We start from the raw sequence: 25,022 nt of genomic DNA, 5'->3' as shown, positions 1-25,022 counted from the left end.
CGAGGGCCGGCGCGGGATAGGGTCGCAGCCCATGACCCCCCCGACCGCCGACGCCCCGGCCGGAGCACCGCTGGGGGTGACCTTCGCCGGGTTCATGAACCTCGGCCTGGATGCCGCCATCACCGCGGCCCGTTGGGCCGAGGAGATCGGGTACCGCTCGTTCTGGACGGCCGAGACCGTCGGGCCCGAGGCGTTCGCCACCCTGGCCGCGGTCGGCCAGGTGGCGCCGTCGCTGGATCTGGGCACCGGGGTGATCGCACTCCAGCTGCGCACCCCACCGCTGGCCGCCATGGCCGCGTCCACGCTCCAGGCCCTGCACCCCGACAACGACATCCTGCTCGGGGTAGGTATCAGCTCCCCGGTGGTCACTCGCCAGTGGCACGGCGCGCCCTTCGGTGATCGACCCCTAGCCCAGGTGCGGGAGTACGTCACCTTGCTGCGCGAGTGCCTGTCGGGGGAGTCGGTGTCGTTCTCGGGTGAGTTCTACGAGGTGCACCGATTCCGTCTCGGGGTGCGCCTCGGCGAGCGGCGGCCGAAGATCGTGATCGGGGCGCTGAACCCGGGGATGCTGCGGCTGGCGGGTGAGCTGGCCGACGGCGTGCTGCTCAACTACCTGCCGGCTTCACACGTCCCCTGGTCGGTCGAGCAGGTCCGTGCCGGCGGTGACGCCACCATCTACGCCTACGTGCACGTCGGGGTCTGCGAGCGACCGGACGGCATCGACCACGCGCGGCGGGACCTGTTCTCCTACGCCGTGGTCGACTCGTATGCCCGCAACTTCGAACGGGCGGGCTTCGGTGAGGAGGTGTCCGAGATCCGGGCCCGCCACGGGGCCAGGGACCGGGAAGGCGCGCTTGCCGCGGTGTCCGACCGCATGATCGACGCCATCGACGTCATGGGCGACGCCGACCACGTGGCCGCGACCGTGCGGGCCTACCTCGACGCCGGTGTCGAGGTACCGATCGTGATGCCACTGCCCTGGGGCCCCGACCGCATGACCGTCATCCGCCGCACCCTCGAGGCCGCCGCCTCGGCAGGGCGGTAGCGACGCGGGAGGTCCGCCATGGAGGTGCGTGACCGGGTGGTGGTGGTGACCGGAGCGGCATCCGGCATCGGGCGAGCGCTCGCCCGCCGCTTCGCCGAAGCAGGAGCCGCTGCTGTCGTGGTGGCGGATCGCGATGCCAGCGGCGCCGAGCGGGTGGCGGCGGAGATCGGCGGGGCGGCGGCGCCCACCGACGTCACCCGCGAGCCCGAGATCGTGGCACTGATCGAGCGCACCGAAGCGGAGCACGGCCCGATCGACCTGTTCTGCTCGAACGCCGGGATCCTCGCCGTCGGCGGTCCCGAGGTGCCCGACGACGCCTGGCGGCGGATCATCGACGTGAACGTGATGGCCCACGTGTGGGCCGCCAGGCACCTCGTCCCCCGGATGCTCGAGCGAGGCGGCGGGTACCTGCTGAACACCGCGTCGGCCGCAGGGTTGCTCAGCCAGATCGGCTCCGCCCCCTACACGGTCACCAAGCACGCGGCGGTGGCCTTCGCGGAGTGGCTGGCCATCACCCACGGGGATCGGGGTCTGAAGGTCTCCGTGCTCTGTCCCCAAGCCGTCGACACCCCCATGATCGGGGGCACCGCCAGCGGTGGCGTGGCAGGAGTCGACGGCGTGCTGTCCCCCGAGGCGGTGGCCGAGGCGGCCCTGGACGGCTTGGCCGCGGAGCGATTCCTGATCCTGCCCCACCCCGAAGTCGCCGAGTACCTGCGCCGCAAGGCCGACGACCCCGAGCGCTGGCTGGCGGGCATGCGCCGCCTGCAAGCCCGCTTCCTCGGTGAGCCGTGAGCCAGCGGCGCGACCCCGGTCGCGGTCCGCGCCGGACCCCGGACCCCTTCCCGGAGCCGGGCCTCGCGGCCCTGGGGCTCCGTCCGGGTGATCACGTCCGGTTCCGCCGCCGGGCCGACGAGCGATGGAAGGAAGCCGTCGTGGTGAGGCGTGAGCGTGACGGGAGCGTCGGGTTGCGCGACGCCAAGGGCGCCGCCCGGGCGATCACCATCGAGCACCTCCAGGTGCGCACCACCGGGCCGCGGGGAGGGACCGTCTGGGAGAGCCTGGCCGAGCGGGCCGCCCGCACCGAGCAGCTCGAGCTCCTGTGACCGGCCTGCTCCGCCTGGCCCACCTCTCACCGCGAGACGTGCCGCTCGCGCTGGCCGAACAGCACCGGGCCATGGTGGTCGGCGAGCGGTTCGAGGTCTCCGTCGATCCGGGATGGCCCCGGGCACGCCTCCGCGACGTGGTCACCGGGGCGGGCTTCGAGGTGGAGTCCATCCAGCGGCCCGGACGCAAGGCGGATGGGCTGGTGATCACCGCCCGCCGGTCCCGCACCCTCGCCGACACCGTGGCGCCCGACATGCACCTGCTCGTGGTGGGCCTGAATCCCAGCCTCTTCGCGGCCGATGCCGGCGTGGGCTTCGCTCGTCCAGGCAACCGGTTCTGGCCTGCAGCTCTGGCCGCGGGCCTGGTCACGGTCGACCGCGATCCGCTCCACGCCCTGCACCACCACCGGGTCGGCATGACCGATCTGGTGAAGCGAGCCACCGCGCGGGCCCACGCGCTGTCCACGGTCGAGCTGCGTGCCGGGCTGGAGCGGGTCAGCCGCCTGGTCGAGTGGTTGCGACCGGGCGCGGTGTGCCTGGTGGGGATCACCGGCTGGCGGGCGGCCGCCGGCCGGCAGGCCGTCGTGGGTGTGCAGGCGGGCGGACTCTCGGGCTCACCCCTCTACGTCATGCCCAACACCAGCGGCGTGAACGCCCACGCGTCCCTCAGCGAGCTCGTCGAGCACCTCCGAGCGGCGAGCGCGCTCGCTCGCTGCGGTTGAGAGCCACACCCGCGAACACCAGCGCGAGGGCGACCCCTGCCAGCAGCGCCGCCGCCACACCGGTCACCGGCAGGACGCCGGTGGCGACCGACGACCGGTGCTCCGCCGCCTGCTCGGTCTCGGCGGGCGGCTGACCTCCCGTCACCTGCTGGCCCGGAGCGGAGGTCGTGGTGGTGGTCGCCGCCGGATCCTCGACCGCCGCCGGCAGCGAGGCGTTCGACACCGGTGCCTCGATATCGTCGTAGCGGGCCTGCACCGTCGCTCGATACCGCACCCCCTTCACCGGGTCCGTCAGCCGGTAGCTGGTCACGTCGCCGCCGACCTCGACCGAGAGCGGCTCCAGCGCCGCCGTGCCGCGGGGCTCGGATCCGACGGCCAGCACGCCCCCGCCAGCTCCCTCGGGCTCGATCTCCACCTGGTACGCCGTCGGCTCCCCACCCGATGGCGGCGGACTCCATGTGACCACCAAGGCACCGGATCCGTCCGCGGTGATCGTCACCCCGGTCGGGATCCGGTCGGGCCGGTACTCGCGGCAGGGCTGGTTACGCACCGACGGGCACGCCGGGTACTCGGTGGGGACGCTCGGTGCCAGCGAGGCGGGCAGCACCGGCAGGACCAGCCGGGAGGGCCGACCGATGCTGTGGGCGATGTCGTTGCGGGAACCGTCGACCCCACCGGTGGTGAACTCCCAGAACGGTTGGTTGCCTCCGGGCGCTTCGATGCTGAGCCGCAGGCGCGAGCCTTCGCGGAACACGTGGGCGAACGGGAACAACGCGATGCGCACCGGTACGAACTGCCCCGCGGGCATCGGGGCGGCGTCGGCCTCCAGGAACGTGTGGAAGGGCTCGAGCTCGGTGGAGCGCGCCTCGTCGAGGGCACGCCCCCGGGCACGCAGCCACCCGCTCTGCACGTAGCGCTCCTCCCCGTCCGGACGGACCTCGGTGATGGTCACCTCGAGATCGGTGTCCGGCGCGCCCGAGCGCAGCCAGAGGTCGACGCTGCCCATGCCGGCGATCGCCGTCTCGACGCTGAACGGATCGGTCACGAAGCTGCGCGCCGTGCCCTCGGCCAACGGCTCCCAATCGAGGACCGCGTCACGCTGCCAGATCGCCTCGGTGGATCCGAAGAACGTGCGCGCCGGCTTCGCCGAGGGCGAGTAGGTGTAGGACGAGACGCCCCGGGGCTCCCCGTCGGGAATGGTGGGCGGCGCGCTCGAGAGGCGACCGTCGGCGTCGAGGTACCAGCTGGTGGTGACCGCTCCGGGAACAGGCCAGTCGGCATAGGTGGTCTCCGCGGTGGACAGCGGCATCCCTGGCGCGTCAGCGGTGCCGCCGTTCTCCCACAACACCCGGACCGTGGGTTCGGCCTCGTACGCCGCCAGTGCCGACCCGTAGTCCGGGTATCCGATGAAACGATCCGGCGGGAGCGCCGCCGGTGCGCCGAACAGCGTGGTGTAGACATCCCCGACGGCGAAGCGCACCAGGGGATTGACCATCGGGATGCGCCGCCCGACGTAGAAGTCGACGAACTCAAGCACCCTGGTGAGCTGCTCCGGGCCCAGCGGCTCGACATGGGTGCCGTTGGTGAGCGTCACCTTCAGTGGGATCGACGGATCGAAGTCGTCGACCATGGTCGAGAAGTGACCACCGGTCTGCTCGTCCTGGAACGAGCCCGACAGGTACACGGGCACCTGGATGCGGTTGACGAAGGTCCGAGGCGCCAGGGCGTCGAAGCGGGGCTCGTAGTAGCGCTCGGGCTGGATCTGGCTCAGCAGATCCGCCGACTGCAGGCGCAGCTTCTGGTTGGCGGCGCACGTCGTGTCCCCGTTGTTGATCCTGGCCTTCGCCCACCCGGCCGCCGCCGGTTTGGCAGCGTTGACCCGGTCGGTCGCCCAGCCGAGCGCGAACCCGCTGTTGAGGATCCCGCCGGGGTAAAGGGTGGAGCGGACCGTGTCCGCGATGACCGACAACGGGGTGATCGCCCGCAGGTGCGGGGGCTGGGTCGCGGCCACGAAGAGCTGGCTGATCCCCGGGTAGGAGATCCCCACCATCCCGACGTCGCCGTTGGACCAGCTCTGGCGGGCGAGGGCCTCGATCACGTCGTACCCATCGAGCGACTGGAGGGTCTCGAAGTAGTCGAACGCCCCTCCCGAGCAGCCGGTTCCACGCATGTTCACCCCGACCACGAAGTAGTCGTGGACCGTGAACACCAGGGTCTCCGGCGAGGCCTGGCCGGGCGCGCTCGGGTCGTAGCCGGAGTAGTTCACCAGCACCGGGTAGCGCTTGCCGGGCTCGTAGTTGAGCGGTGGGCTCACGTTCACACTCAAGGTCGTGCCGTCGCGGGTGGGCAGGTAGCCGTAGCCGATGGGGATGGTGATGGCGTCGTAGAACGCGTCATCGGGGTGCTCGGTCGGCTCCGTCACCGTGAGCGGGGCTGACAGCTGGCCGCTCTGACGAACCCGGTAGCCGCCACCGGAAGGGACCTGGCGGAACAGGTACGCACCCTGGCTGTCCGCGATCCCGCTGCCCACCACCGCGTCGCCGGCATCGAGCAGCTCGACGGGGACACCGGGGGTGAGGTCCACGACCCAGACCTGGTTCACGCTGCCGTGGGCGGCGAACGGCGGGGGTGCCGCCTCCACCTGGCCGGCAGGCGCCAGGCCGGCGAGTCCCGCGGCCATCGCGAGCGTCACGAGGAGCACGAGCCCGCGACGAGCCCCGACCGTTCGTGGTGACACCGGATCCCCCTTCCTCCCGGGCACCGTCCGGCCCGGCAAGGCACTCAACGTAGCAATAGGGTGGCTGTATGCGAGTGCGCCTCGATCCCCAGGACGAGTACCTGCACGAGCTCGGCCCGGAGCCGACGTTCAACGAGAGCATGTACTTCAACGTCTACGACCCGGGAGCGCAGCTGGGTGGGTTCTTCCGCCTGGGCAACCGAGCCAACGAGGGTCGAGGTGAGATGACCGTGTGCCTCTACCTCCCTGACGGCCGGGTGGCGTTCATGTTCCAGCGCCCGGAGGTCCACACGAACGACGCGTTCGACGCCGCAGGCATGCGTTTCGAGGTCGTCGAGCCGTTCGAGCAGCTGACGGTGTCCTACTCCGGGGGGGTGGTGCTGCTCGAGGATCCGCTGGCGATGGCCAATCCCCGGCGAGCCTTCACCGAGAACCCGCACGCCGACTGCGAGGTGGCACTCGTCTACCGGCGGGTGAGCGACATGTTCGGCGGTGAGCCCGAGGAGGCCCACGAGCGCCCGGGGGAGGAGTTCGCCCGGGGCCACTACGAGCAACTCGTGTCGGCCGTGGGGACCTGCCGGGTGGGCGAGCAGCAGTGGCAGCTCGCCGGGTTCGGGCTGCGGGACCACTCGTGGGGTCCGCGCACCTGGCAGGCGCCGTGGTACTACCGCTGGCTGACCGCCAACTTCGGGGCCGAGTTCGGCTTCATGGGGTCTCGCATCGCTCGGCGCGACGGCGAGGGGACCCGCGGAGGCTTCGTGTGGGTCGGTGCGCGGATGATCCCGGTGCACGACCTCCGGATCAGCACCGGCTGGGAAGGCCAGGAGCGCTACCACCGCAGCATCGAAGCGGTCCTGCGGGCTGCGGGCCCCGGCGGCGAACCGCTCGAATGGACCGTCACCGGCCGGGTGCTGAACCTGATCCCCCTGCGGAACCGTCGAGATGGGCTCGTGACCCGGATCTCCGAGGGCCTCACGGAATGGACGCTCGGGGACGGGCGAGTGGGCTACGGCTGGTCCGAGTACCTCGACCAGATCGTGGACGGCGCGCCCGTCGGTCTCGAGGAGTAGCACACCGGCCCGGGCGCCGCCGTCACCTGCTCGAACGTTCGGGTGCCGGGCGTTCGCCCCTCAACGAGCGCCCGACACCTGAACACCTGTGCAGCCCCGGAGATCACCGGACGGGGCGCACCACCTCCCGCCACCGATTGCGGTGGCCCTGCCAGACCGGGCCGGGCTCGAGACGAGCGCCGAGACGCTCGGCGCGGGGCGCCATGAAGGCGGCCAGCGCAGAGCGGAACTCGGGGGCCAGCACATCCCCACCCAGCCACGGGTTCCGGCGAGCCCGATCGATCCTCCACTGCATCTCGGCGACCTCACGATCCAGGGGATCCGAGGTCCCGAAGCCAGTGGAGAACGCTTCCGTGAGGGCCATGCGACGAGTGTCACCCGCCGAAATCCCTAGGACAATAGGTCTTATAACTCTATTGATTCAAGGAATCGACCGCTCTCATCGATTCATTCCTTAGGATCGATGCGTGGAGGTGTGTCGCCGTTGGCGAGCATGGCGAGCATGGCGAGCGTGGTGAGCGAGGACGGGACCGCTGGCGCAGGGCCGGCGGCGACCTCCGAGCGCGCCCCCGAGACCAAGGGCGAGCGCACCCGGCGACGGCTGCTCGAGATCGCCATCGAGCGCTTCGGGGAACGGGGGTACCGGGCCACCTCGGTGTCCGAGATCGCCCGGGCCGCCGGTCTCACCCAGGCCGCGGCGTACGCGTACTTCCCGAGCAAGGAAGCCCTCTTCGACGCCGCGGTCGACGCCGATGCGTCGGCGCTGGTCGGCGAGGCCGAGTCCAGGCTGGCCGGGACCCCGGTCCGCCAGCTCGTGCCCATGCTCCTCGTGCTGTTCCTCGGCGGGCTCGACCGGCACCCGCTGGTGCGACGGGTGCTGAGCGGTCAGGAGCCTGAAGCGCTCGCCCGCCTGGTCGATCTGCCAGTCCTGGGTCGGCTCACCGGCGACATCGCGGACGCCGTCCGGACCGGGCAGGGCCGAGGCGAGGTGCGCACCGACCTCGACGCCGACCTGTTCGCCAGCGGGGCGGAGACCATCGTGCTCAGCCTGCTGATGAGCGTGAGCCAGGTGGGGTCCTCCACCGAGGCCCGCCGGCAGCTCGGGGTGCTGACGATCTTCGACGCGGTGCTGAGGCCACCGGAATGAGCCTCTCCGAGCTCGTCGCGGACCCTCCGAACGACGACGAGGGACGGACCAAGGGCGAGACCAAGGGCGAGCGGACCCGGCGCCGGTTGCTGGAGCTGGCCATCGAGCACTTCGGCTCCGGTGGCTTCCGGGCCACCTCCGTCTCCGAGATCGCCCGAGCCGCGGGCGTCACCCAAGCTGCGGTCTACGCCTACTTCGCCAACAAGGAAGCCCTGTTCGTGGCTGCGGTCGACGCCGATGCCAGCGCCCTCATCGCCGAGTCACGAGCCGCGGTCGCCGGCACGCCGATCCGCCAGTTCATCCCGGCGTGGATCGTGGAGCTGTTCTCCCGCCTCGACCGGCATCCGCTCGCCCGCCGTGTGCTCGCCGGGGAGGAACCAGAGGTCGTGCCACGGCTCATCGAGCTGCCCGCCCTCGCGGTCGCGACCGGCCAGTTCGAGGCAGAGGTGCGCGATGCGCAGGCTCGGGGCGAGGTGCGAGCAGATCTGGACACCCGCCGGATCGCCGCCGGCGCCGAAGCGCTGATCGTGTCGCTGTTGTTCTCCATGGTTCACGTGGGTGGGCTCGCCACCACCCGCCACCAGGCAGGAGTGGTCGAAGCGTTCGATGCCATGCTGCGCCCGCCGGCCTGAAGGATCTTGCCGACCACGTGGTGGCGAGTCGCGATCGGCTCGACCGCCGGCTCGATCTCAGCGAGGGGCGACGTCGCGCATCGCCTGCCGCTGGTCCACCCCGGGGAAGGGGAGGATGGCCAGCACGGGGGTGGTCACCCCGTTGGCCACATAGCGCTGCACGTGTTCCCGGCACGCCTCAGGGGGCCCGTGGACGATCAGCTCGTCGACCAGCGAGTCGGGGATCTCCTCCAGTGCCGCCTTGCGATCACCCTCGCGCCATCTGGCCCACATGCCCGCGAGCTGATCGCCCCGGCCCAGCCACTCGTGGAACTTCGCGTACACCGGCACGTTCAGGTACGCGGCGATGGCGAACCTCCCGAACCCACGGGCGGTGTCGGCGTCGACTCCCGGGGCCACGAAGATCCGGGCCACGATCTCCTTGTCGGTGCCGTCGGCGTTGGGTCCGAACTGGCGCACGACGGGGGCCACCCTGGCCACGTCGTCGGCCGACAGCCAGTTGATGATCGCGCCGTCTCCCTCACGGCCGGCGAGGCGCAGCATCCCTTCCCGCAGCGCCGCGATAAGGATCGGCACCGGCTCCTCGGGCACCACACCGAGCCGGAAGCCCTTGACCGAGAAGGTCTCGTAGTCGTGGGTGACCTTCTCGCCCGCCATCGCGGCCCGCAGGAAGTGCACCATGTCGCGCACCCGCTGGTAGGGCGCCTCGAAGGGGAGGCCGTTCCAGCGCTGCACGATCACGTCCGACGAGGTGCCGATGCCGAAGGCGAACCGGCCGGGCGCGGCTTGGGCCAGCGAGCCGACGGATTGGGCCAGACAGGCGGGCCCCCGAGTGAACGCGGGGACGATGGCGGTACCGAGCCGCAATGACGGCGCCCACACCGACGCGAGCGCCAGCGGTGTGAACGCGTCGGCGCCATCGGCCTCGGCCGACCACACGTCGGTGTATCCCAGGTCTGCGAGCTCCACGACCCAGTCCCGCTGCTGGTGCAGCGGGACTCCGTTGAACGGGATGGTCATGCCGTACCGACTCATCACAGCCCCCCTCCGCCGAACCTGGCGCAACAGCAACCCGAAACCTACCCGGCCACGGTCAGTCACCCTTCCAGAGCCGGATGATCGCCGACTGGCTGGCGGTGGCCATGAGCGTGCCGTCCTCGGCCCACAGGTACACGGTCCCGTGGCCGAAGCCGTGGTTGATGAGATCGATGCGGATGTCGACGAGCACCCACTCGGTGTCGACCACGTTCGCCACCCGCAGGGTGTTGTCGAGGCTGTTGCTGGTGATCTCGGCTTCGACCAGCTCCCCGAGACCGAGCGGCACGTAGTCACCGAGCACCGCGAGCGACGAGGCGGACACACCCAGCAGATCGGGCATGCGAGTCCACACCGCGGTGCGGCCGTTGCGACCGTCCCGGAGGGCCCAGCGCTGGTCGAGGCGCATCATGATCGACTCCGCGACCACCCGGCGGGGCTCCCGACGCTCGCACTCACCGGGCGTCGGCACCTCGGGGCGAGCGACCCACTGGCCCCGCTCGGGGAAGGGGCGTGATCCGAGCGCCGCGTTCACCGTAAGGATCTCGGTGTCGCCGACGTGGCCGACCGCCCGGGCCTGAGTGGTGTAGCGGCCGTGGGAGGCGATGGTGACGTCGATGTCCATGACGTCGGGCGGACGAGCGAAGGACAGGTACTGGGCGGTGGCCCAGATGACCGGTCGGCCGGTGCTGCCCTCCATGGCCTCGATCGCCGCGCCGAGCCCGCACCCACCGAAGAGGAACGCTCCACCAGCGGAGATGCCGGGCACGACCGGTAGGTACCAGCGCATGGGGTTGTGGGTGGGCTTCAGGCCGAGCCACTCACGGGCGTCCATGGCCGGCGATGCTAGGAGAGCCCCGGCATGACGGCGGACACAGAAAGTGAGCGCTGCTCGTTTTCGTGGCACACTCGGCTCATGGCTGACACCCCCTGGCTCGGAGACACCTGCTCGCTCATCGACGCGTTCCGCCGAGGCGAGCGCTCCCCCGTCGAGGAGCTCGAAGCGACGTTGGCTGCGATCGACGGCAGCGAGCTCAACGCCTTCTCGTTCCTCGACCCCGAACGCGCGCTCGAGGCCGCCAAATCGGCAGACGTGTCGCTGCCGTTCGGCGGGGTGCCCATCGGCATCAAGGAACTGGACCAGGTGGAGGGCTGGCCGAACACCGAGGCGTCGCTCGTGTTCCGCGACCGGAAGGCCACCTGGACCGGGACCATGATCCGCCGGGCACTCGAGCTCGGCGGCTGCGTGCCCGTCGGCCAGACCACCGCGAGCGAGTTCGGTGGGCTCAACGTCAGCGTCACCAAGCTCAACGGCGTCACCGGCAACGGCTGGGACCCGACCCGCACCGCGGGCGGCTCGTCCGGTGGCAGCGCGTCCGCGGTCGCCGGCGGCCTGGTCACCCTGGCCACCGGGGGCGACGGCGGCGGATCCATCCGCATCCCCGCCGGGTTCAACGGCCTGGTGGGGATGAAGGGCACCGTGGGGCGCATCCCCAGGGGGCCGATGATGATGGCCGGCCCGATGACCGTGCTGCTCGGTTGCCTGGCCCGCTCGGTGCGTGACGTGTGCCGCTGGTACGACGTCACCAACGGCCACGACCCCCGGGACCCCTACAGCCTCCCCCGGGTCGACGGGTGGGAAGCGAACCTCGGCCGCTACGACCTGGCGGGCAGGCGAGTCGCCATCGCACCCGACCTCGGCAAGGCGGTGGTGCGGCCGGAGGTCGCGGAGCTGGTCCGCCGAGCCGGCGAGCAACTGGCGGCCGACGCGGGCCTGACGATCGTCGACGACGTGCACGTCGAGGTGCCCGAGCTGGGCTTCGAGTGGGCCATGGCCAACCTCGCGACCTTGCTCGCCGATCTCGGCGACCGCTGGCCCGAGTGCAAGGACGAGCTGACCATGGAGATGTCGTTCGGCCTGCAGATGGCGACCGAGCACTTCGACCTGAAGATGGCCGCCCGCTGCGAGGAGAACCGGATGAGGGCCTTCGAGTCGATGGCCCGGGTCTTCGAGCAGGTCGACTTCGTGATCTGCGCCACCAACCCCGACGTCGCCTACCCGGCTCACGTGACCCTGAACACCCGGGTGGGCGACGTGCAGGTCGGGCCGGAGAACAACGGCGCGCTGACCATCCCGGCCAACATCTACGGGAACCCCAGCGTGTCCGTGCCGATCGGGCAGGTCGACGGGCTCCCCGTGGGGATGCAGATCATGGGCCGCCACCACGAGGACGCCCTCGTCCTCGACCTCGCCCATGTCGTGGAGCGGGAGCGCCCCTGGCCACTGGTGGCTCCGGACGCCCCGGTGTGAGCGGCGTGCTGCAGGGCTCCGGATCCCGCCCCTCACCGAACTTCCATCGAGCCGTGTGCCCCCGCCACGGAGGATGGGCCGTTCGGAGATCCACTGGGCTCAGGGCTTTCGGCCCGGCCTTCTTGTCACACCTTCCCGGCATCATGGACTCATGGATGCACAGCTGCGACTGCTGGCCACGGCGAGCGCCAGGGACGGCACACCGTTCCCCCGTGGAGGGGCACATCCGTGGCGGCTCAGCCCCACCACCCGCGAGATCGGCCGGCGCGGCATCACTCAGGCACGGCAGGCACTGGAGGCCGCCCGCCGCAGGGCGGTCGAGGGTGAGCCGCCGCCGAGTGGCGACCGCAAAGCTGCCTGACAGCCGTGTCAGGGATCGTTGGCCCCGGTGACGGGCACGTCAGTAGGCTGCAGCCATGAGCGAAGTCGTGATCGTCGAAGCCGTCCGCTCCCCCATCGGTCGCCGTGGTGGAGGCCTGTCCACCATGCACTCGGCCGATCTGCTGGCCACCGTGCTCGCGGAGCTGATCGACCGCTCGGGTGTCGACCCGGCAGAGGTCGGGCAGGTGGTGGGGGGCTGCGTCAGCCAGGTGGGGATGCAGGCGTTCAACATCGCCCGCACCGCATGGCTCACCGCGGGGCTGCCCATCAGAGCGCCGGCCACGACGGTCGACAGCCAGTGCGGCTCCTCGCAGCAGGCCACCAACCTGGCCACCAGCCTGGTGGGCTCGGGCGTGGTCGACGTGGCGGTGGCCTGCGGCGTGGAGATCATGAGCCGGGTCCCGATGGGGGCGAGCCTGGCCCGGGGACTCGATCTCGGCAAGGCCATCCCCAAGAGCTACTTCGACCGCTACGAGTTCACTTCCCAGTTCGAGGGGGCGGAGCGGATCGCGGAGAAGTGGGGTATCACCCGCCAGGACTGCGACGAGCTGGGCGTCCGCTCGCAGCAGCTCGCGGCCCAAGCCTGGGACGAAGACCGGTTCGCCACCCAGATCGTGCCCATCGACGCCCCCGACCTCGACGAAGAGGGCAAGCCGACCGGCACCACCCACCGGGTCGAGCGCGACGAAGGCCTGCGCGAGACCACCCTCGAAGGGATCGCCGGGCTCAAGCCGGTGGCACGGGAGAACGGCGTGCACACCGCCGCCAGCTCCTCGCAGATCTCCGACGGGGCGGCAGCGGTGCTGCTCATGACCCGTGAGAAGGCCAGCGCCCTGAGGCTCGAGCCGATGGGACGGGTCGTGGACACCTGTCTGGTGGGGGTCGACCCGGTGCTCATGCTGACCGGCCCGATCGACGCCACCCACCACCTGCTGCAGCGCAACGGCATGCAGATGTCCGACATCGACCTTGTCGAGATCAACGAGGCCTTCGCCTCGGTCGTGCTGTCCTGGGAGCGGGAACTGCACCCCGACATGGACACGGTCAACCCCAACGGGGGTGCCATCGCCCTCGGCCACCCGCTCGGCGGTTCGGGGGCCATCCTGATCACCAAGGCAGTCCATGAGCTGCATCGGGCCGACAAGACCACCGCTTTGGTGACCATGTGCTGCGGCGGGGGGCTGGGCACCGGCACCATCATCGAGCGCATCTGATCATCGGGCGCCTCGGGCGCGACCGGCCTCGACGGCGGGAGCCGTCCGTCACCCCTGGTCCCGTCGGAGGTCTACGTGTCCGCACCCCGAGCTCGCCACCACACACCTGCTCGTCGCCGGCTTCCACGGCCCGCCGTCGCGGCGGTCTCCACCGCCGTGGTGCTGGCTGTCCCGGTGGTCGGCTGCTCGCCGCCGTCCGGGCCTCACGCGGTGCCGTCCGAGGCCCGGGAGCCCACGGTCGTCGAGGTGGTCGACGGCGACACGGTCGTCGTGCGGGTGGGGCGGGTCGACGAGCACGTTCGGCTTATCGGTGTCGACACACCGGAGACGAAGCATCCCTCCAAGCCGGTGGAGTGCTTCGGCCGGGAGGCCAGCGCGTTCACCCGTGCGGTACTGCCGCCGGGCACGGTGGTCCGGCTCGAGCGCGACGTCGAGGAGCGGGACCCCTATGGCCGGCTCCTCGCCTACGTGTGGCGGCAGTCCGACGGGGCCTTCGTCAACCGCGAGCTGGCCGAGCAGGGGTATGCCGCAACGCTCACCATCCCCCCGAACGTCGCTCACGCCGACGAGTTGGTGGCAGCGGCCAGGCGCGCCCGCGAGCGGGGCGCCGGGCTGTGGGGGGCCTGCGGCGGCCCGGGCGTACCAGCGCGATGACGGCGCTAGCGTTCCGAACGTGACCACGCTCGCCGAACGCCTCGGCTACTCCCCCGACGACCGGCTGCTGATCATCAACTGCGATGATCTCGGCGCCTGCCACGCGGCCAACACCGGCGTGTACGAGGCGCTGCGTCAGGGCCTGGCCACTAGCGCCTCGCTGATGGTGCCCTGCCCCTGGGCGCGCGAGGCAGCGGCGCAGTACCTCGGCGAGGACGTCGGGGTGCACCTGACCCTGAACGCCGAGTACGACCTGTACCGCTGGGGCCCGATCACGCAGGCCCCCTCGCTGCTCGACGGCGACGGTGGGTTCCCCCGCACGGTCCAGGATGTCTGGGACCACGCGGATCTCGACGAGGTCCGTCGGGAGTGCCGGGCTCAGATCGAGCGGGCGATCCTGTGGGGCTTCGACGTGAGCCACCTCGACTCCCACATGGGCACCCTGCAGCTCAAGCCCGAGTTCTTCGACATCTACCTTGAGTTGGCCGTCGAGTTCGGACTCCCGCTCCGACTCTCCGGAGCCTCCACGGAACCGTTGGTGGGGTTCCCGTTCCGCCGCCTGGCGGCCGAGGAAGGCGTCGTCTTCCCCGACCACTTCATCCTGGTACCCAACGGGGTGGGCAGTCGACGGGTGATCGAGAAGTCCCTCTTCGATCTGCGACCCGGGGTCACCGAGATGTACGTCCACCCGGCCACCGACACCCCCGAGCTGCGGGCCCTCGCCCCCGATTGGGCGAACCGGGTCGACGACCATCACCTCATCACCCACGACACCGCGCTACGGGCCATGGTGGAACGCTCCGGCGTGAAGCTGATCGGCTACCGCGAGCTGCGCGAGCTGCAGCGCAACGGAAGCTGAGCGGCCCGGAGGCAACAACCGCCACGGCACATGCTCAACGACGCTTCCGGTACGACCGGAACGATCGGGAGACGCGAGCCCCGGCCTTGGCGTAGAAGCGCACCGGCCCCACCCAGGAGATCTCGGCTCGGGTGATGTGGGCGACCATCAGGTCGGCGCACAGTGCGCCGAGCAGGGCGTGGCCCACCCCCGCATGGCGCCGCTGTGGGTCGGTGCCCATCGGGCCGATCCAGCCGCTTCGGTTCACCGAGTGGCAGGCGAAGCCAACGACATCGTGCGCGCTGACCGTGAACGCGGCATGGCAGCCGCCCTGCTCGACGCCCCGATCGAGCTCGGGGCGCCACCACGGCCAGTGCGCGGACACGAACGTCTGCACGGCCTCGATGTCGCGGTCATCGAGCACCCGGCGCAGAGCCACCCCCGCCGGCGGCTCAGCACGGAACTCGGTCGGCAGCGCCATGTTGATCTCCGAACCCACCGACTCGTACCCGCTCGACTCGGCCAGGCAGAGCATGCCGAGCATCTCCACGTCCACGCCGGGCCACAGGTAGAACGGCGCCGCGCCACCGAGCTGCACCTCGCTGGCGCCTTGGTCGAAGGCCCAGGTCTCAGCGGTGTGGAGCAGTGCCTTCCCGACGCCCTCCCGCTGGCGTTCCGGAGCGACCACGATCAGCTTCACCCAGCCGATGCGCAGCTCACCGAACGAGCGCACCACAGCCGAGACGGCCCCGTCGCCGGAAGGCGTGCCGAGCACGATGCCCGGATCATCCCAGCTCGAGGCCAGGAGCTCATCCGCGGTGAGCCGTTCCTGAGGCAAGGCACGGTCCACCAGGCGGGCCAACTCATCGAGCCGCTCGGGCCCCCAGCGTTCCACGACGTGACGTTACGACGCCCCGATGCGCCGCCCCGACACCCTTTACATAGTGATTCGTATTTATATAGGATATTGGATATATGGCGACGCAGGGGGAACGGAAGGCCGAGACCAGGCGCCGACTCCTCGACGCGGCCGCCGAACTGTTCGCCGCCAAGGGCGTCCACGCCGTCTCCCTCGAGGCCGTCGCCGAGGCCGCCGATCGGACCACGGGAGCGATCTATGCCCATTTCGGCGGCAAGGCGGGCCTCCTCCTCGCCCTCCTCGACGAGACCTCGCGTGAGGTGGGCCGCGACACCAAAGGGGCGCTCGCTGGCGCCGCCGACACCGACGCCCGTCTCCGGGCCCTCTGGCGCACCTTCGCCGAGCACGCGGATGCCGGAGACGATCACTGGATGCTGCTCGAACACGAGCTCTGGCTGCACGCGGCCCGACATCCCGAAAGCCGGGAGCTGCTCGCCAACCGCTTCGCCCACGCCCGCGACCTTATGGGCGCATCCTGGCAAGGCTGGGCCGACGACAGCGATCGCCCGCTCCCGATCCCGGGCGACGATCTCGCGGTGCTCGTGCTGGCTCTGCTCTTCGGCCTCGACATGCAGCGCCGGGTGGACCCCGCCGCCGTTCCCGACGATCTCGCCGTCACAGGCCTGCGCCTCCTCTTCGCCCTGGCCCCCGAACCCTCTCGATCCCCCACCAGCTGAACGATCACCCACCAACCCGAGGAGCCATCATGCGCACCGAGCTCTGCGACCGCTTCGACATCGAGTTCCCGATCTTCGCCTTCACCCACTGCCGCGACGTGGTCGCCGCCGTGAGCAACGCCGGGGGCCTCGGCGTGCTCGGCGCGGTCGGCTTCACCGCGGAGCAGCTCGAAGTCGAGCTGCAATGGATCGACGAACACACCGACAAGCCCTACGGCGTCGACGTGGTCATCCCCGGCAAGTACGAGGGCATGGGCGAGATGGACGCGGAGAAGCTCCAGCAAGACCTCGAGGCGATGATCCCCGAGGAGCACCGCCAGTTCGCCGCCAAGCTGCTCGCCGATCACGGGGTGCCGGAGCTTCCCGACGACGTCGAGCCCCCGAGCCTCCTCGGCTGGACGCTCGCCACCGCTACACCCCTCATCGAGGTGGCCATGCAGCACGAGAGAGTGCGCCTGATCGCCAACGCCCTGGGTACTCCCCCACCGGAGGTCATCAAGGAGATCCACGATCACGGCCGACTCGTCGCCGCCCTCTGCGGATCTGCCGCGCAGGCCTCACGACACCAAGCGGCCGGCGTCGACATCGTGATCGCGCAGGGCACCGAAGGCGGTGGTCACACCGGCGAGATCGGTTCGATGGTGCTGTGGCCCGAGGTCATCGACGCGGTCAGCCCCACCCCCGTGCTCGCTGCGGGGGGCATCGGAACTGGCCGGCAGATGGCCGCCGCACTGGCCATGGGGGCCCAAGGGGTGTGGACCGGTTCTCTGTGGCTCACGGTGGAGGAAGCCGACGTGCCCCCCGCGCAGATGCAAGCCTACTTCGACGCCACGAGCAAGGACACCGTCCGCTCCCGGTCCTTCACCGGCAAGCCGTGCCGGATGCTGCGCAACGACTGGACCGAGGCATGGGAGCGCGAAGACACCCCCGATCCGCTCGGGATGCCACTGCAGTTCATGGTCACCGGTGACGCCGTGGCTCGCCACCACCGGTACGCCGACAAGGCTCAGGCCGTCGGGTTCAACCCCGTGGGCCAGATCGTGGGACGCATGAACAAGCCTCGGAAGGTCAAGGACGTCATCTTCGAGCTCGTCGAGGAGTGCATCGAGGCGAGCGAGCGGCTGACCAACCTCATGGCGAACGCCTGAGCTGCGCGCGCCGTACTCCTAGACTTCGGACGGTGCGTTGTGCCCGCGCCGCGCGGACCCTCCTCCTAGTGCTGTCGCTGCCAGCTCTGGCCTGCCGCGGCGGCACGCCACACGAGCCGACCCTGCCGACCGTCGACTTCACACCGGTCGCCATCGTGACCGCCAGCCCCGACGGTCTCGGCTGCGTCATGCATGCCCTTGGCACGCCTTGCCAGGTCCCGGCGGGCAGCGTGATCGAGGTCCGCAACGACGGGCCGGGGGAACGACGGCTGCAAGCCGGTGAGGCGTTCGACACCGGCATCATGCGCCCAGGCGAGACGACCACCGTGGTCCTCGGTGACGAGCCCACCACCCTCGAGGTACGAGACGCCCTCGATCCCGAGGTCACGCTGGTGCTCGACGTGGTGCCTCGACCCGGACGTGCCGGGTGAGTACCAGCGTCAACGAACGCCGGCGAACAGATCGGACTCCGGCAGCGGTGAGTCGACCAGGCTGCGGGCCAAGATGTAGTCGTCGTAGGGGTGCACCGTCCGGGCCACCTCACGGGGCAACCCGAACCAGAACGGCGACTTCGGGTCGACCTGGGTCGCGTGCGCGAGCAACGCTTCCAACCGCACGTCGAACCACTCGCCGATCGGCACCCTGGTGGTGATGCGCTCGTCGTGGGAAGGCCGCTCGAACCACTTCTCGTCGAACGGTGACTCCAGCCCCAGCTCGATCATCTTCTCGTGGGTGGCCATGATCCGCTGCCGCGACCATACGGTGTAGTAGAGCTTCAACGGCTGCCACGCAGGGCCCAGCTCGGGACGCCAGCGGGGGTCACCAGCCCGCTCGAACGCCGGCACCGAGATCTCGTGCACCATCAGGTGATCCGGATGGGGGTAGCCCTGTTGGTCATCCGCGTACGTGATGATGACCTGCGGCTGCTCGCGGCGGATCACCTCCACCAGTCGCCCGACCGCCTCGTCGAGGTCCGCGTTGGCGAACGCCTCTGGGCGGGTGTTCGCCTCCGAGCCCGGCATGCCCGAGTCCCGGTAGCCGAGCAGCACCACCGCGTCGTAGCCGATGATCTTCGACGCCAGATCGAGCTCGTCGCGACGGACCTGGGCCAGATGCTGGCGGACCTCCGGAGTGTCCATAGCCGGGTTGAGGATCTCGCCCTCCTCACCCCCGGTACAGGTGACGAGCACGGTGCGCACCCCTTGCGCCTTGTAGCGAGCAACGGTCGAGGCGCCTTTCGAGGCTTCGTCGTCGGGGTGCGCGTGGACCGTCAGCAAGCACAGCGGCGCGGCCTGATCGCTCACGAAATCAACGCTAGCGAGGAATTCCCCGGTGCCGACCGGCGACGGTCGGTACCCTGATCCACACCGGGCGCGATGCGCACGACCGGATCTCCGAAAGGTTGCCATGGACGATCCTGATGTCTGGCGGTGGATCTGGCTGGTCCTCGCGGTCGTTGCCGGGCTGGGCGAGATGGCCACGACGGGCTTCTTCCTCGTCCCCTTCTCCATCGGCGCGGTCGCGGCCGCCGTGCTGGCGTTCCTTGGTGTCGGGGTGGCCTGGCAGTTCCTCACCTTCGCACTCGTGTCGGTCGCGGTCTTCGCCGCCCTGCGCCCGCTCGCCCACCGCCTCGACCGGTCGATCCCTCCCGCGCAGGGCGTCGGCGCGAAGCGTCTGGTGGGGATGCAGGGGGTGGTGCTGGAAGAGATCCCGCCGGGCGACTTCGGCATGATCCGGGTCGGGGCGGAGCAGTGGCGGGCCGAAAGCATCGACGGCCACCCCATCCCCGCCGGCAGCACGGTCACCGTGCGCGACGTGCGAGGGACTCGCGCGCGAGTCGAACCCTCGAGTTGAGACAGGAGCAATCGTGACCACCGTCATCGCAGGCGTCGTCGCCATCTTCGTCGTCTTCTTCTTCTTCTACGTGGCCGCTGGTGTGCGCGTGGTCCGCCCCTACCAGCGAGGTCTCGTCGAGCAGCTCGGCAAGTACAAGGAGACCGTCGACCCGGGCCTGCGGATCATCTACCCAATCGTCCAGAAGCTGCAGCTCGTCGACATGCGGGAGCAGGTCGTCGACGTCCCACCGCAAGAGGTCATCACCAAGGACAACGTCGTGGTGTCGGTCGACGCCGTCGTGTACTACGAGCCCACCGATCCGACCCGGCTGGTCTACAACGTGGCCAACTTCATCCTCGCCGTGACGAAGTTGGCGCAGACCAACCTGCGCAACCTCATCGGTGACATGGACCTCGACCAGGCGCTCACCTCACGGGAGAAGATCAATGCCGAGCTGCGCCAGATCCTCGATGACGCCACCGACAAGTGGGGCGTGCGCGTGGTACGGGTCGAGATCCAACGCATCGACCCACCGCCCGACGTGATGGGCGCCATGCACGAGCAGATGAAGGCCGAGCGCACCCGCCGCGCCGTGGTCACGGAAGCCGACGGTGCCCGTGCGGCGGCCATCGCCCGAGCCGAAGGCGAGAAGCAGGCCGCGATCCTCACCGCGGAGGGCGTCAAGCAAAGCCAGATCCTCGAGGCCGAAGGCCAGGCACAGGCCATCCGCGCCGTCGCCGACGCGGAACAGTACCGCCAGCAGGTGGTCGCCGACGGCGAGGCAGCTGCGATCCGGTCCGTATACGCCGCAATCCACGACGGCGATCCCACCCCAGACCTCATCGCGATCCGCTACCTGCAGTCGTTGGAGCGGGTCGCCGACGGTCGAGCGACGAAGATCATCCTGCCCGCGGAACTGTCGGGCATCGCGGGCTCGATCGCGTCGATCGGCGAGCTGTTCGACGGCCACGCCGGGAGCAGCCCGGGCCAGAACGAGCCAGTTCCTGCCCCTCCGTCACCACCGGCCACCTGAGCGGCAGGCGCGCACCCGCCTGCTCAGAGCTGGTTCGGATCCCAGGTACGAACGGGCACCTTCTCCCGCAGCGGTGCAAGGTCGAACTCGCCGGTGTCATCGTCGCGGGCGAGGAGGTCCCAGCCCAAGAGCTGAGCCAGGATCTCCCGGCCCTCATCGGGTCCGGACGCGATCAGCTCGTCATCGGCCTGGAGCCGTACGCTGCCGCGCGGCCGATAGAAGTAGCGCCCGCCGCGCCGCACGGCGAGCACGTGGAACCCCGGATCGGTGTTGAGCTGCAACTCCGACAGCGTGGAACCGGCCGCGGTCGACCACTCGGCGACCGGCATGCGCACCACCACTTCATCGGCTTCGCCGAGCGCCAGGTTCAGGATCGGGTGCACCGCCTCACCCTGCTCGATGATCCACACCATCTGCTGGGCCGCGTCGCCCATGTCCTCCGCCGCCTGCGAGAGATGCAACAGCCCACGAAGCGGAGATGGGTCGATCGCCTCGGCCCCCGCGCGCAGGACCCACACCTCCAAGCGGTCCTTCATCTCGTCGAGGCGAGTCTCGAGATGACGCACCTCCGCGGCCAGACCCTGGTCACGGAAGACGATGGCCGAGTACGCCAGGCCCACTGCCACCTCGGACACGTTCTTCATCTCCACCAGCACGTCGACCGCTCGATCGAGATCCGAGAGGCTGCCGTCCTCGGGTGGCGTGGGTGGCTCCCAGAACGGCGCGTTCGCCAGCTCTCGAACCCGGATGATCCCCGCCGGAGGCCCCTCGAGGAACAGCACGTCGCCCGGTAGCAGCACCTCGTCGCCCTCGACGTCGGTGACCCAGTCCCGACCTCGGCGGATGGCCATCACCCGCATGCCCGTGGCGACCGGCAACTCCAGTGCACTCAGCGGACGGTGGGCCATGTGGGAGCCCTCCCGCACCAGCACCCGATGCGACACCTCGGCCGCGGAGGACAAGTCGGCGACCAGCTCGCGCGGGATACCCAGCCGGTGGGTCACGATGCGCGCGATGTCGACCGCATCGCCGGCGATGCGCTCGATCGCCGAGATGACCTGGAGCACCGACGCCATCGCCTCAGCCTCGCGAGGGTTGCGAGCCGCGAGGATCGCCACCTCCCGCATGTCGTGGACCAGCGCGCTCATCTGCTGTTCCAGCTCCTGGACCTCCTCGGCCATGTCAGGATCCCCGAAGTAGAGCGCGGCGTACGCCAAGTCGACCATCAGCTCGGAGGTGTCCTTCGCCTCCGAGAGCATCGTGCGCAAGTTGCGAGGTCGTTCGTCCATCCGAGCAGCGGGCCCGAGGCCCTCAAAAGCCCAGCATAGGGCACGGGTCCCCGTCGGCCCCGACCGGCCGCGTAGCCTGAGCGGTCGATGCCCACCCGCAACGTGACCCGAACCGTCGCCGTCGCCCTCGCCGTGCTCATCGCGCTGGCCACCTCGAGCTGTGGCTCCTCCGGTCGGGAGCTGCGCGATCCGGCACCTGGCGCCACCGCCCCACCACGCCGGCCGGCACCGGCGGGAACGCTCGGCTCCTCCACCACCCTCGGGACGGTGTTCGCGCTCACCACCGACGCGTGGGCCCCCGGAGCGGTCATCCCCGAGCGCTACACGTGCGACGGCACCAACGTCTCCCCCCCACTGGTCATCTCGCAGATCCCCCCCGGCACCGCGGAACTGGCGATCGTGGTCACCGATGCCGATGCGAACGACTTCGTGCACTGGGTGTTGGCCGGCATCCCCCCATCGACGACCGCGATCGAAGAAGGAACCGTCCCCAGCGGCGCCGTGCAGGCCAGCACCTCCGCCCGCACGGTCGGCTGGTTCGGGCCTTGCCCCCCTCCGGGGTCGACCCACCACTACGACTTCGTGCTCTACGCGCTCGCCGCTCCCTCAGGAGTGGTCGAAGGCCAAGACCCTGCCAGAGCGATCGACATCATCGAGCGTGCCCCCCAGGCCGCACCACCGGCCGTGATGACCGGGACCTACGAGCGTTGAATCCATGATCGTGATCCTCGGGCTCGGCGGGGTGCTCGTGGTGCTCGTCCTCGCCGTCGTCGCCTCCTACAACCGTTTCGTCCGCCAGCACCAGCTCATCGACAATGCCTGGGCAAACGTTGACACCGAGCTGCGCCGGCGGTACGACCTGATCCCCAACCTGGTCGAGACGGTACGGGGCTATGCACACCATGAGCGAGCGGCGCTGGAGGCGCTGACGCAGGCCCGCTCGCAGGCGGCCGAATCGAACGGTTCACCGGCCACGCAGGCGGCCGACGAGAACGTGCTGGTCTCGGCGCTCCGCGGGCTCCTGGCCGTTGCCGAGGCCTATCCGGACCTCGAGGCGAACGAGGGATTCCTCGACCTGCAGCGTCAGCTCGTCGCCACCGAGGACCGTATCCAGGCCGCGCGGCGCTTCTACAACAACAACGTGCGAGACTACAACACCCGCGTGCAGAGCATCCCCGCGAACCTGGTCGCGAGAGCCTTCCGCTTCAACGAGCGCGAGTACTTCGACATCGACGAAGCGCTCGCCACAGCATCGGCGCCCACCGCCTCCTTCGATCACTGAGCTGGGGTCGGAGCGTTGACCCTTCCGGGCACGGCACGCCATCGCGGGCGGCCACGGGTCCGTCGTCCCCTGCACGCTCCCCCACCACGTGAGAGGCTTGGCCGGTGCATCCATCAGACCGCGTCCGCTTCGTCATCGAGACAGCGAAGGCGGTCCTCGACGAGCGCCTCCCTGCTGACGAAGGTGCTGCGGCGGTGGCCGTGCAAGCAGCGCAGATCACCCCCCTGTTGCGGAGCGACCGCGACAGCGTGACCCGCGCCGAAGCCGAGTCGGTGGCGACCCAGCTGCGGCTGCTGGCCGAGCAGGTGAACGACCGGGCATCAGGACTTGCCGACCCCGCCGCCCATCTCGAGATCGCGAGAGCGATCGGCGAGATGGCCCAGGCGCTGCGCTGAAGCCGGGTCAGCCTGGCGGGTTACTCGAACGAGGTCCGGAACGCCTCGAAAGCGGTGCGAAGCTCGTCGAGATCCCCGCGCAGCCGGCCCACCTCGGCTGCGAGCTCGTCCAGCCCGACGACCGGCCCGCCCGACGGTTCAGCGGTCCCGGCTCGAACGTCGGCATCCTCGCCGAACGCCACCGCGTAGCGCACCTCCTTCTGGCCGGGCCGTCGCTCCAGCCTCACCACCAACGGCTCCGGTCGGCTTCCCACCAGGCGGTCGAGCGCCGACTGCACCTCCGCCAGATCGGTGAACATGTGCTGGCGCTCCGTGCGCGACTTGAGCTCGCCAACCGTCTGCGGACCCCGCAACGAGAGCACCGACAGCACGGCCAACGCAGCGTGGTCGAGCTCCCATGCCTCGTCGAGAACGTGGCGATACTTGGGTACCCGGTTCGAGGAGCTGTACACGACCCGCACCAGCCCGCGTTCACGCAACGCCGCCAATGCCGCTTCGACCTGGCGGTCGTTGAGATCCATCACCGGCTCACGGTTGGTGGATTGGTTGCATGCCAGACGCAGCGCGTTGAGGGTCAACGGGTAGGACTGCGGAGTGGTGGTCTCCTTCTCGACCAGGCAGCCCAGCACGCGCACCTGCTCAGCCGGCAGCCTCATCAGCCCCGTCACTCGGCGACTCCCCGGCACCACCTTCCGCACCTCGCCGCGCAGCTCGCCAGGCATCGACCGCTTGCCGGTACGCAACCTCGGCTGCCAGCTTCTCCTCCCGAGTTGCTCGAGGATCGGCCTGCACCTCACGGACGCGCGCCGCCGCCAGCTGCTTGGCTCGCTCAGCCTTGCTGACTCGCCGCTGCTCGCGCGCTCGCTCCTCCTGCTCGGCGAGGAAGGCGTTGAACCTGAGCAGCTCCTCGGGGAACTGAGCTCCCTTGGCCATCAGCTCGTCTTCGCCTCCTGCGGTTCGGGTCGCCAGAAGACCGCCAGCAGCACGAGGGCGCCACCGATACCGGCGATGGCGGTGATGGCCAGCCCCAACGACCCGGCGAGGTCCTCGTGCAGGTTGAGGAGATAGTCCGCGGAGTACTTGCCAGCACCGACCGCACCGAGAGCCAAACCCGCGGCGGCCAGGTTCATGACGTACTCGTAACCCTCGCCCGGCCGGAAGATGAAGAAACCGTTGGGACGATGGTTGGTGATCCACGCCACCACCATCACCCCTACACATCCGGCCGCGCCGACGGGGTTGAGCAGACCGATGACCAGCAACGCACCGCAAACCAGCTCGGTGACGCTCGCCAACCACGCGTGGAGCGCTCCCGGTTTCAGGCCCAAGCCCTGGAACCACCGGGCGGTGCCCTGGATCTTCCCCCCGCCCCAGATGTGGTTGTAGCCATGGGCGATCAACGTCGCACCGACGGACAGCCGCAGGATCAGGATGCCGACACTCACCGCGGCATCGGTGATCACCAGCTCCTTCACTCGCCCCTCCTCCCTGGAGCTGCCACATCGTAGTTGCAGTCTGGCACCGCTCCGATGAGCGAGGTCGACGATATCGCTG

Annotated in this window: 30 protein-coding genes; 20 read left to right on the top strand and 10 right to left on the bottom strand. The window is 70.1% G+C overall.

The features are described from left to right. The first annotated feature begins 31 nt into the window (after positions 1-31). The 4 genes from HZF19_RS09070 to HZF19_RS09055 are packed head-to-tail and all read left to right on the top strand — an operon-like array spanning position 32 to position 2,870. Entirely contained in the window at positions 32-1,045 is a 1,014-nt protein-coding gene (locus HZF19_RS09070; protein ID WP_208028447.1) for an LLM class F420-dependent oxidoreductase, read from the top strand. 18 nt (positions 1,046-1,063) lie between these two features. After that, complete coding sequence (locus tag HZF19_RS09065) at positions 1,064-1,837, top strand: SDR family oxidoreductase (RefSeq protein ID WP_208028446.1); 774 nt, start codon at positions 1,064-1,066, stop codon at positions 1,835-1,837. Beyond that, positions 1,834-2,148 carry a hypothetical protein gene (locus HZF19_RS09060; RefSeq protein ID WP_208028445.1) on the top strand — a complete coding sequence of 105 codons (315 nt, stop codon included), beginning with the start codon at positions 1,834-1,836 and terminating at the stop codon, positions 2,146-2,148. Before HZF19_RS09065 ends, HZF19_RS09060 begins: the two co-directional genes overlap by 4 nt. Then, a complete protein-coding gene (locus HZF19_RS09055; RefSeq protein WP_208028444.1) occupies positions 2,145-2,870 on the top strand; it encodes a mismatch-specific DNA-glycosylase in 726 nt (241 codons plus the stop codon). Before HZF19_RS09060 ends, HZF19_RS09055 begins: the two co-directional genes overlap by 4 nt. On the opposite strand, the gene HZF19_RS09050 is transcribed toward HZF19_RS09055, so the two are convergent. Continuing rightward, entirely contained in the window at positions 2,815-5,607 is a 2,793-nt protein-coding gene (locus tag HZF19_RS09050; protein ID WP_208028443.1) for a CocE/NonD family hydrolase, read from the bottom strand. The genes HZF19_RS09055 and HZF19_RS09050 overlap by 56 nt on opposite strands. A 68-nt stretch (positions 5,608-5,675) precedes the next feature. Between HZF19_RS09050 and HZF19_RS09045 the strand changes: the two genes are divergently transcribed. Then, entirely contained in the window at positions 5,676-6,677 is a 1,002-nt protein-coding gene (locus HZF19_RS09045; protein ID WP_208028442.1) for a DUF7064 domain-containing protein, read from the top strand. A gap of 103 nt (positions 6,678-6,780) precedes the next feature. Here HZF19_RS09045 and HZF19_RS09040 read toward each other — a convergent pair whose 3' ends face one another. Next, positions 6,781-7,041, bottom strand: coding sequence for a hypothetical protein (locus tag HZF19_RS09040; RefSeq protein ID WP_208028441.1), 261 nt, complete (start codon positions 7,039-7,041; stop codon positions 6,781-6,783). Between the two features lie 138 nt (positions 7,042-7,179). Here HZF19_RS09040 and HZF19_RS09035 point away from each other — a divergent pair, with 138 nt between their 5' ends. Then, complete coding sequence (locus tag HZF19_RS09035; RefSeq protein ID WP_208028440.1) at positions 7,180-7,824, top strand: TetR/AcrR family transcriptional regulator; 645 nt, start codon at positions 7,180-7,182, stop codon at positions 7,822-7,824. After that, complete coding sequence (locus HZF19_RS09030) at positions 7,821-8,456, top strand: TetR/AcrR family transcriptional regulator (protein WP_208028439.1); 636 nt, start codon at positions 7,821-7,823, stop codon at positions 8,454-8,456. Before HZF19_RS09035 ends, HZF19_RS09030 begins: the two co-directional genes overlap by 4 nt. A 57-nt stretch (positions 8,457-8,513) precedes the next feature. On the opposite strand, the gene HZF19_RS09025 is transcribed toward HZF19_RS09030, so the two are convergent. Both HZF19_RS09025 and HZF19_RS09020 read right to left on the bottom strand, forming a co-directional pair. Then, a complete protein-coding gene (locus HZF19_RS09025; protein WP_208028438.1) occupies positions 8,514-9,491 on the bottom strand; it encodes an LLM class F420-dependent oxidoreductase in 978 nt (325 codons plus the stop codon). Between the two features lie 58 nt (positions 9,492-9,549). Further along, positions 9,550-10,326: an acyl-CoA thioesterase gene (locus tag HZF19_RS09020; protein WP_208028437.1), complete on the bottom strand. Its 777-nt coding sequence runs from the start codon at positions 10,324-10,326 to the stop codon at positions 9,550-9,552. An 81-nt stretch (positions 10,327-10,407) separates the two neighbouring features. Here HZF19_RS09020 and HZF19_RS09015 point away from each other — a divergent pair, with 81 nt between their 5' ends. The 5 genes from HZF19_RS09015 to HZF19_RS08995 all read left to right on the top strand — a co-directional run bounded on the left by HZF19_RS09015 (position 10,408) and on the right by HZF19_RS08995 (position 14,910). Continuing rightward, entirely contained in the window at positions 10,408-11,802 is a 1,395-nt protein-coding gene (locus tag HZF19_RS09015; protein WP_208028436.1) for an amidase, read from the top strand. A 151-nt stretch (positions 11,803-11,953) separates the two neighbouring features. After that, positions 11,954-12,163 carry a hypothetical protein gene (locus tag HZF19_RS09010; RefSeq protein WP_208028435.1) on the top strand — a complete coding sequence of 70 codons (210 nt, stop codon included), beginning with the start codon at positions 11,954-11,956 and terminating at the stop codon, positions 12,161-12,163. Between the two features lie 55 nt (positions 12,164-12,218). Then, positions 12,219-13,397, top strand: a complete 1,179-nt coding sequence (locus HZF19_RS09005) for a steroid 3-ketoacyl-CoA thiolase (RefSeq protein WP_208028434.1) — start codon at positions 12,219-12,221, stop codon at positions 13,395-13,397. Between the two features lie 75 nt (positions 13,398-13,472). Continuing rightward, positions 13,473-14,051, top strand: a complete 579-nt coding sequence (locus tag HZF19_RS09000) for a thermonuclease family protein (RefSeq protein ID WP_208028433.1) — start codon at positions 13,473-13,475, stop codon at positions 14,049-14,051. A gap of 19 nt (positions 14,052-14,070) precedes the next feature. After that, the gene (locus HZF19_RS08995) at positions 14,071-14,910 is read left to right on the top strand and encodes a polysaccharide deacetylase family protein (protein WP_208028432.1); all 840 of its coding nucleotides are present in this window, start codon (positions 14,071-14,073) and stop codon (positions 14,908-14,910) included. Between the two features lie 34 nt (positions 14,911-14,944). On the opposite strand, the gene HZF19_RS08990 is transcribed toward HZF19_RS08995, so the two are convergent. Beyond that, on the bottom strand, positions 14,945-15,784 hold the full coding sequence (locus HZF19_RS08990; protein WP_208028431.1) for a GNAT family N-acetyltransferase: 840 nt from the start codon (positions 15,782-15,784) through the stop codon (positions 14,945-14,947). 80 nt (positions 15,785-15,864) lie between these two features. Here HZF19_RS08990 and HZF19_RS08985 point away from each other — a divergent pair, with 80 nt between their 5' ends. Genes HZF19_RS08985 through HZF19_RS08975 form a run of 3 tightly spaced genes read left to right on the top strand, consistent with a single transcriptional unit; the run spans position 15,865 to position 18,064 of the window. Next, positions 15,865-16,485 carry a TetR/AcrR family transcriptional regulator gene (locus HZF19_RS08985; protein ID WP_208028430.1) on the top strand — a complete coding sequence of 207 codons (621 nt, stop codon included), beginning with the start codon at positions 15,865-15,867 and terminating at the stop codon, positions 16,483-16,485. 29 nt (positions 16,486-16,514) lie between these two features. Beyond that, entirely contained in the window at positions 16,515-17,633 is a 1,119-nt protein-coding gene (locus HZF19_RS08980; RefSeq protein ID WP_208028429.1) for a nitronate monooxygenase, read from the top strand. A gap of 32 nt (positions 17,634-17,665) precedes the next feature. After that, a complete protein-coding gene (locus HZF19_RS08975) occupies positions 17,666-18,064 on the top strand; it encodes a hypothetical protein (protein WP_208028428.1) in 399 nt (132 codons plus the stop codon). Between the two features lie 9 nt (positions 18,065-18,073). Here HZF19_RS08975 and mca read toward each other — a convergent pair whose 3' ends face one another. Next, positions 18,074-18,937, bottom strand: a complete 864-nt coding sequence (gene mca, locus HZF19_RS08970) for a mycothiol conjugate amidase Mca (RefSeq protein WP_208028427.1) — start codon at positions 18,935-18,937, stop codon at positions 18,074-18,076. A gap of 103 nt (positions 18,938-19,040) precedes the next feature. Here mca and HZF19_RS08965 point away from each other — a divergent pair, with 103 nt between their 5' ends. Next, a complete protein-coding gene (locus tag HZF19_RS08965) occupies positions 19,041-19,487 on the top strand; it encodes an NfeD family protein (RefSeq protein WP_208028426.1) in 447 nt (148 codons plus the stop codon). 10 nt (positions 19,488-19,497) lie between these two features. Next, the gene (locus HZF19_RS08960) at positions 19,498-20,502 is read left to right on the top strand and encodes an SPFH domain-containing protein (protein ID WP_208028505.1); all 1,005 of its coding nucleotides are present in this window, start codon (positions 19,498-19,500) and stop codon (positions 20,500-20,502) included. Positions 20,503-20,525: 23 nt separating this feature from the next. Here the strand turns inward: HZF19_RS08960 and HZF19_RS08955 are convergent, their stop codons facing one another. Then, positions 20,526-21,791 (bottom strand): potassium channel family protein, encoded by a 1,266-nt coding sequence (locus tag HZF19_RS08955; protein WP_208028425.1) that lies wholly within the window; start codon positions 21,789-21,791, stop codon positions 20,526-20,528. Positions 21,792-21,878: 87 nt separating this feature from the next. On the opposite strand from HZF19_RS08955, the gene HZF19_RS08950 reads away from it, so the two are divergent. The 3 genes from HZF19_RS08950 (at position 21,879) to HZF19_RS08940 (ending at position 23,468) form a co-directional block, all read left to right on the top strand. Then, complete coding sequence (locus HZF19_RS08950; protein WP_208028424.1) at positions 21,879-22,502, top strand: YbhB/YbcL family Raf kinase inhibitor-like protein; 624 nt, start codon at positions 21,879-21,881, stop codon at positions 22,500-22,502. A 4-nt stretch (positions 22,503-22,506) separates the two neighbouring features. Next, positions 22,507-23,073 carry a LemA family protein gene (locus HZF19_RS08945; RefSeq protein WP_208028423.1) on the top strand — a complete coding sequence of 189 codons (567 nt, stop codon included), beginning with the start codon at positions 22,507-22,509 and terminating at the stop codon, positions 23,071-23,073. Positions 23,074-23,177: 104 nt separating this feature from the next. Next, the gene (locus HZF19_RS08940) at positions 23,178-23,468 is read left to right on the top strand and encodes a hypothetical protein (RefSeq protein WP_208028422.1); all 291 of its coding nucleotides are present in this window, start codon (positions 23,178-23,180) and stop codon (positions 23,466-23,468) included. 20 nt (positions 23,469-23,488) lie between these two features. On the opposite strand, the gene HZF19_RS08935 is transcribed toward HZF19_RS08940, so the two are convergent. Genes HZF19_RS08935 through HZF19_RS08925 form a run of 3 tightly spaced genes read right to left on the bottom strand, consistent with a single transcriptional unit; the run spans position 23,489 to position 24,943 of the window. Further along, positions 23,489-24,124, bottom strand: coding sequence for a YceH family protein (locus HZF19_RS08935; protein WP_208028421.1), 636 nt, complete (start codon positions 24,122-24,124; stop codon positions 23,489-23,491). After that, positions 24,108-24,401: a hypothetical protein gene (locus tag HZF19_RS08930; RefSeq protein ID WP_208028420.1), complete on the bottom strand. Its 294-nt coding sequence runs from the start codon at positions 24,399-24,401 to the stop codon at positions 24,108-24,110. Before HZF19_RS08930 ends, HZF19_RS08935 begins: the two co-directional genes overlap by 17 nt. Next, a complete protein-coding gene (locus tag HZF19_RS08925) occupies positions 24,401-24,943 on the bottom strand; it encodes a DoxX family protein (protein WP_208028419.1) in 543 nt (180 codons plus the stop codon). The genes HZF19_RS08930 and HZF19_RS08925 overlap by 1 nt, the downstream gene beginning before the upstream one ends. Positions 24,944-25,022: the final 79 nt, after the last annotated feature.

Source organism: Rhabdothermincola sediminis, from assembly GCF_014805525.1.
Taxonomy (GTDB): domain Bacteria; phylum Actinomycetota; class Acidimicrobiia; order Acidimicrobiales; family Acidimicrobilacustridaceae; genus Rhabdothermincola; species Rhabdothermincola sediminis.
Note: the sequence above shows the minus strand (reverse complement) of the source record. Positions and strands in the feature narration are given on the sequence as shown.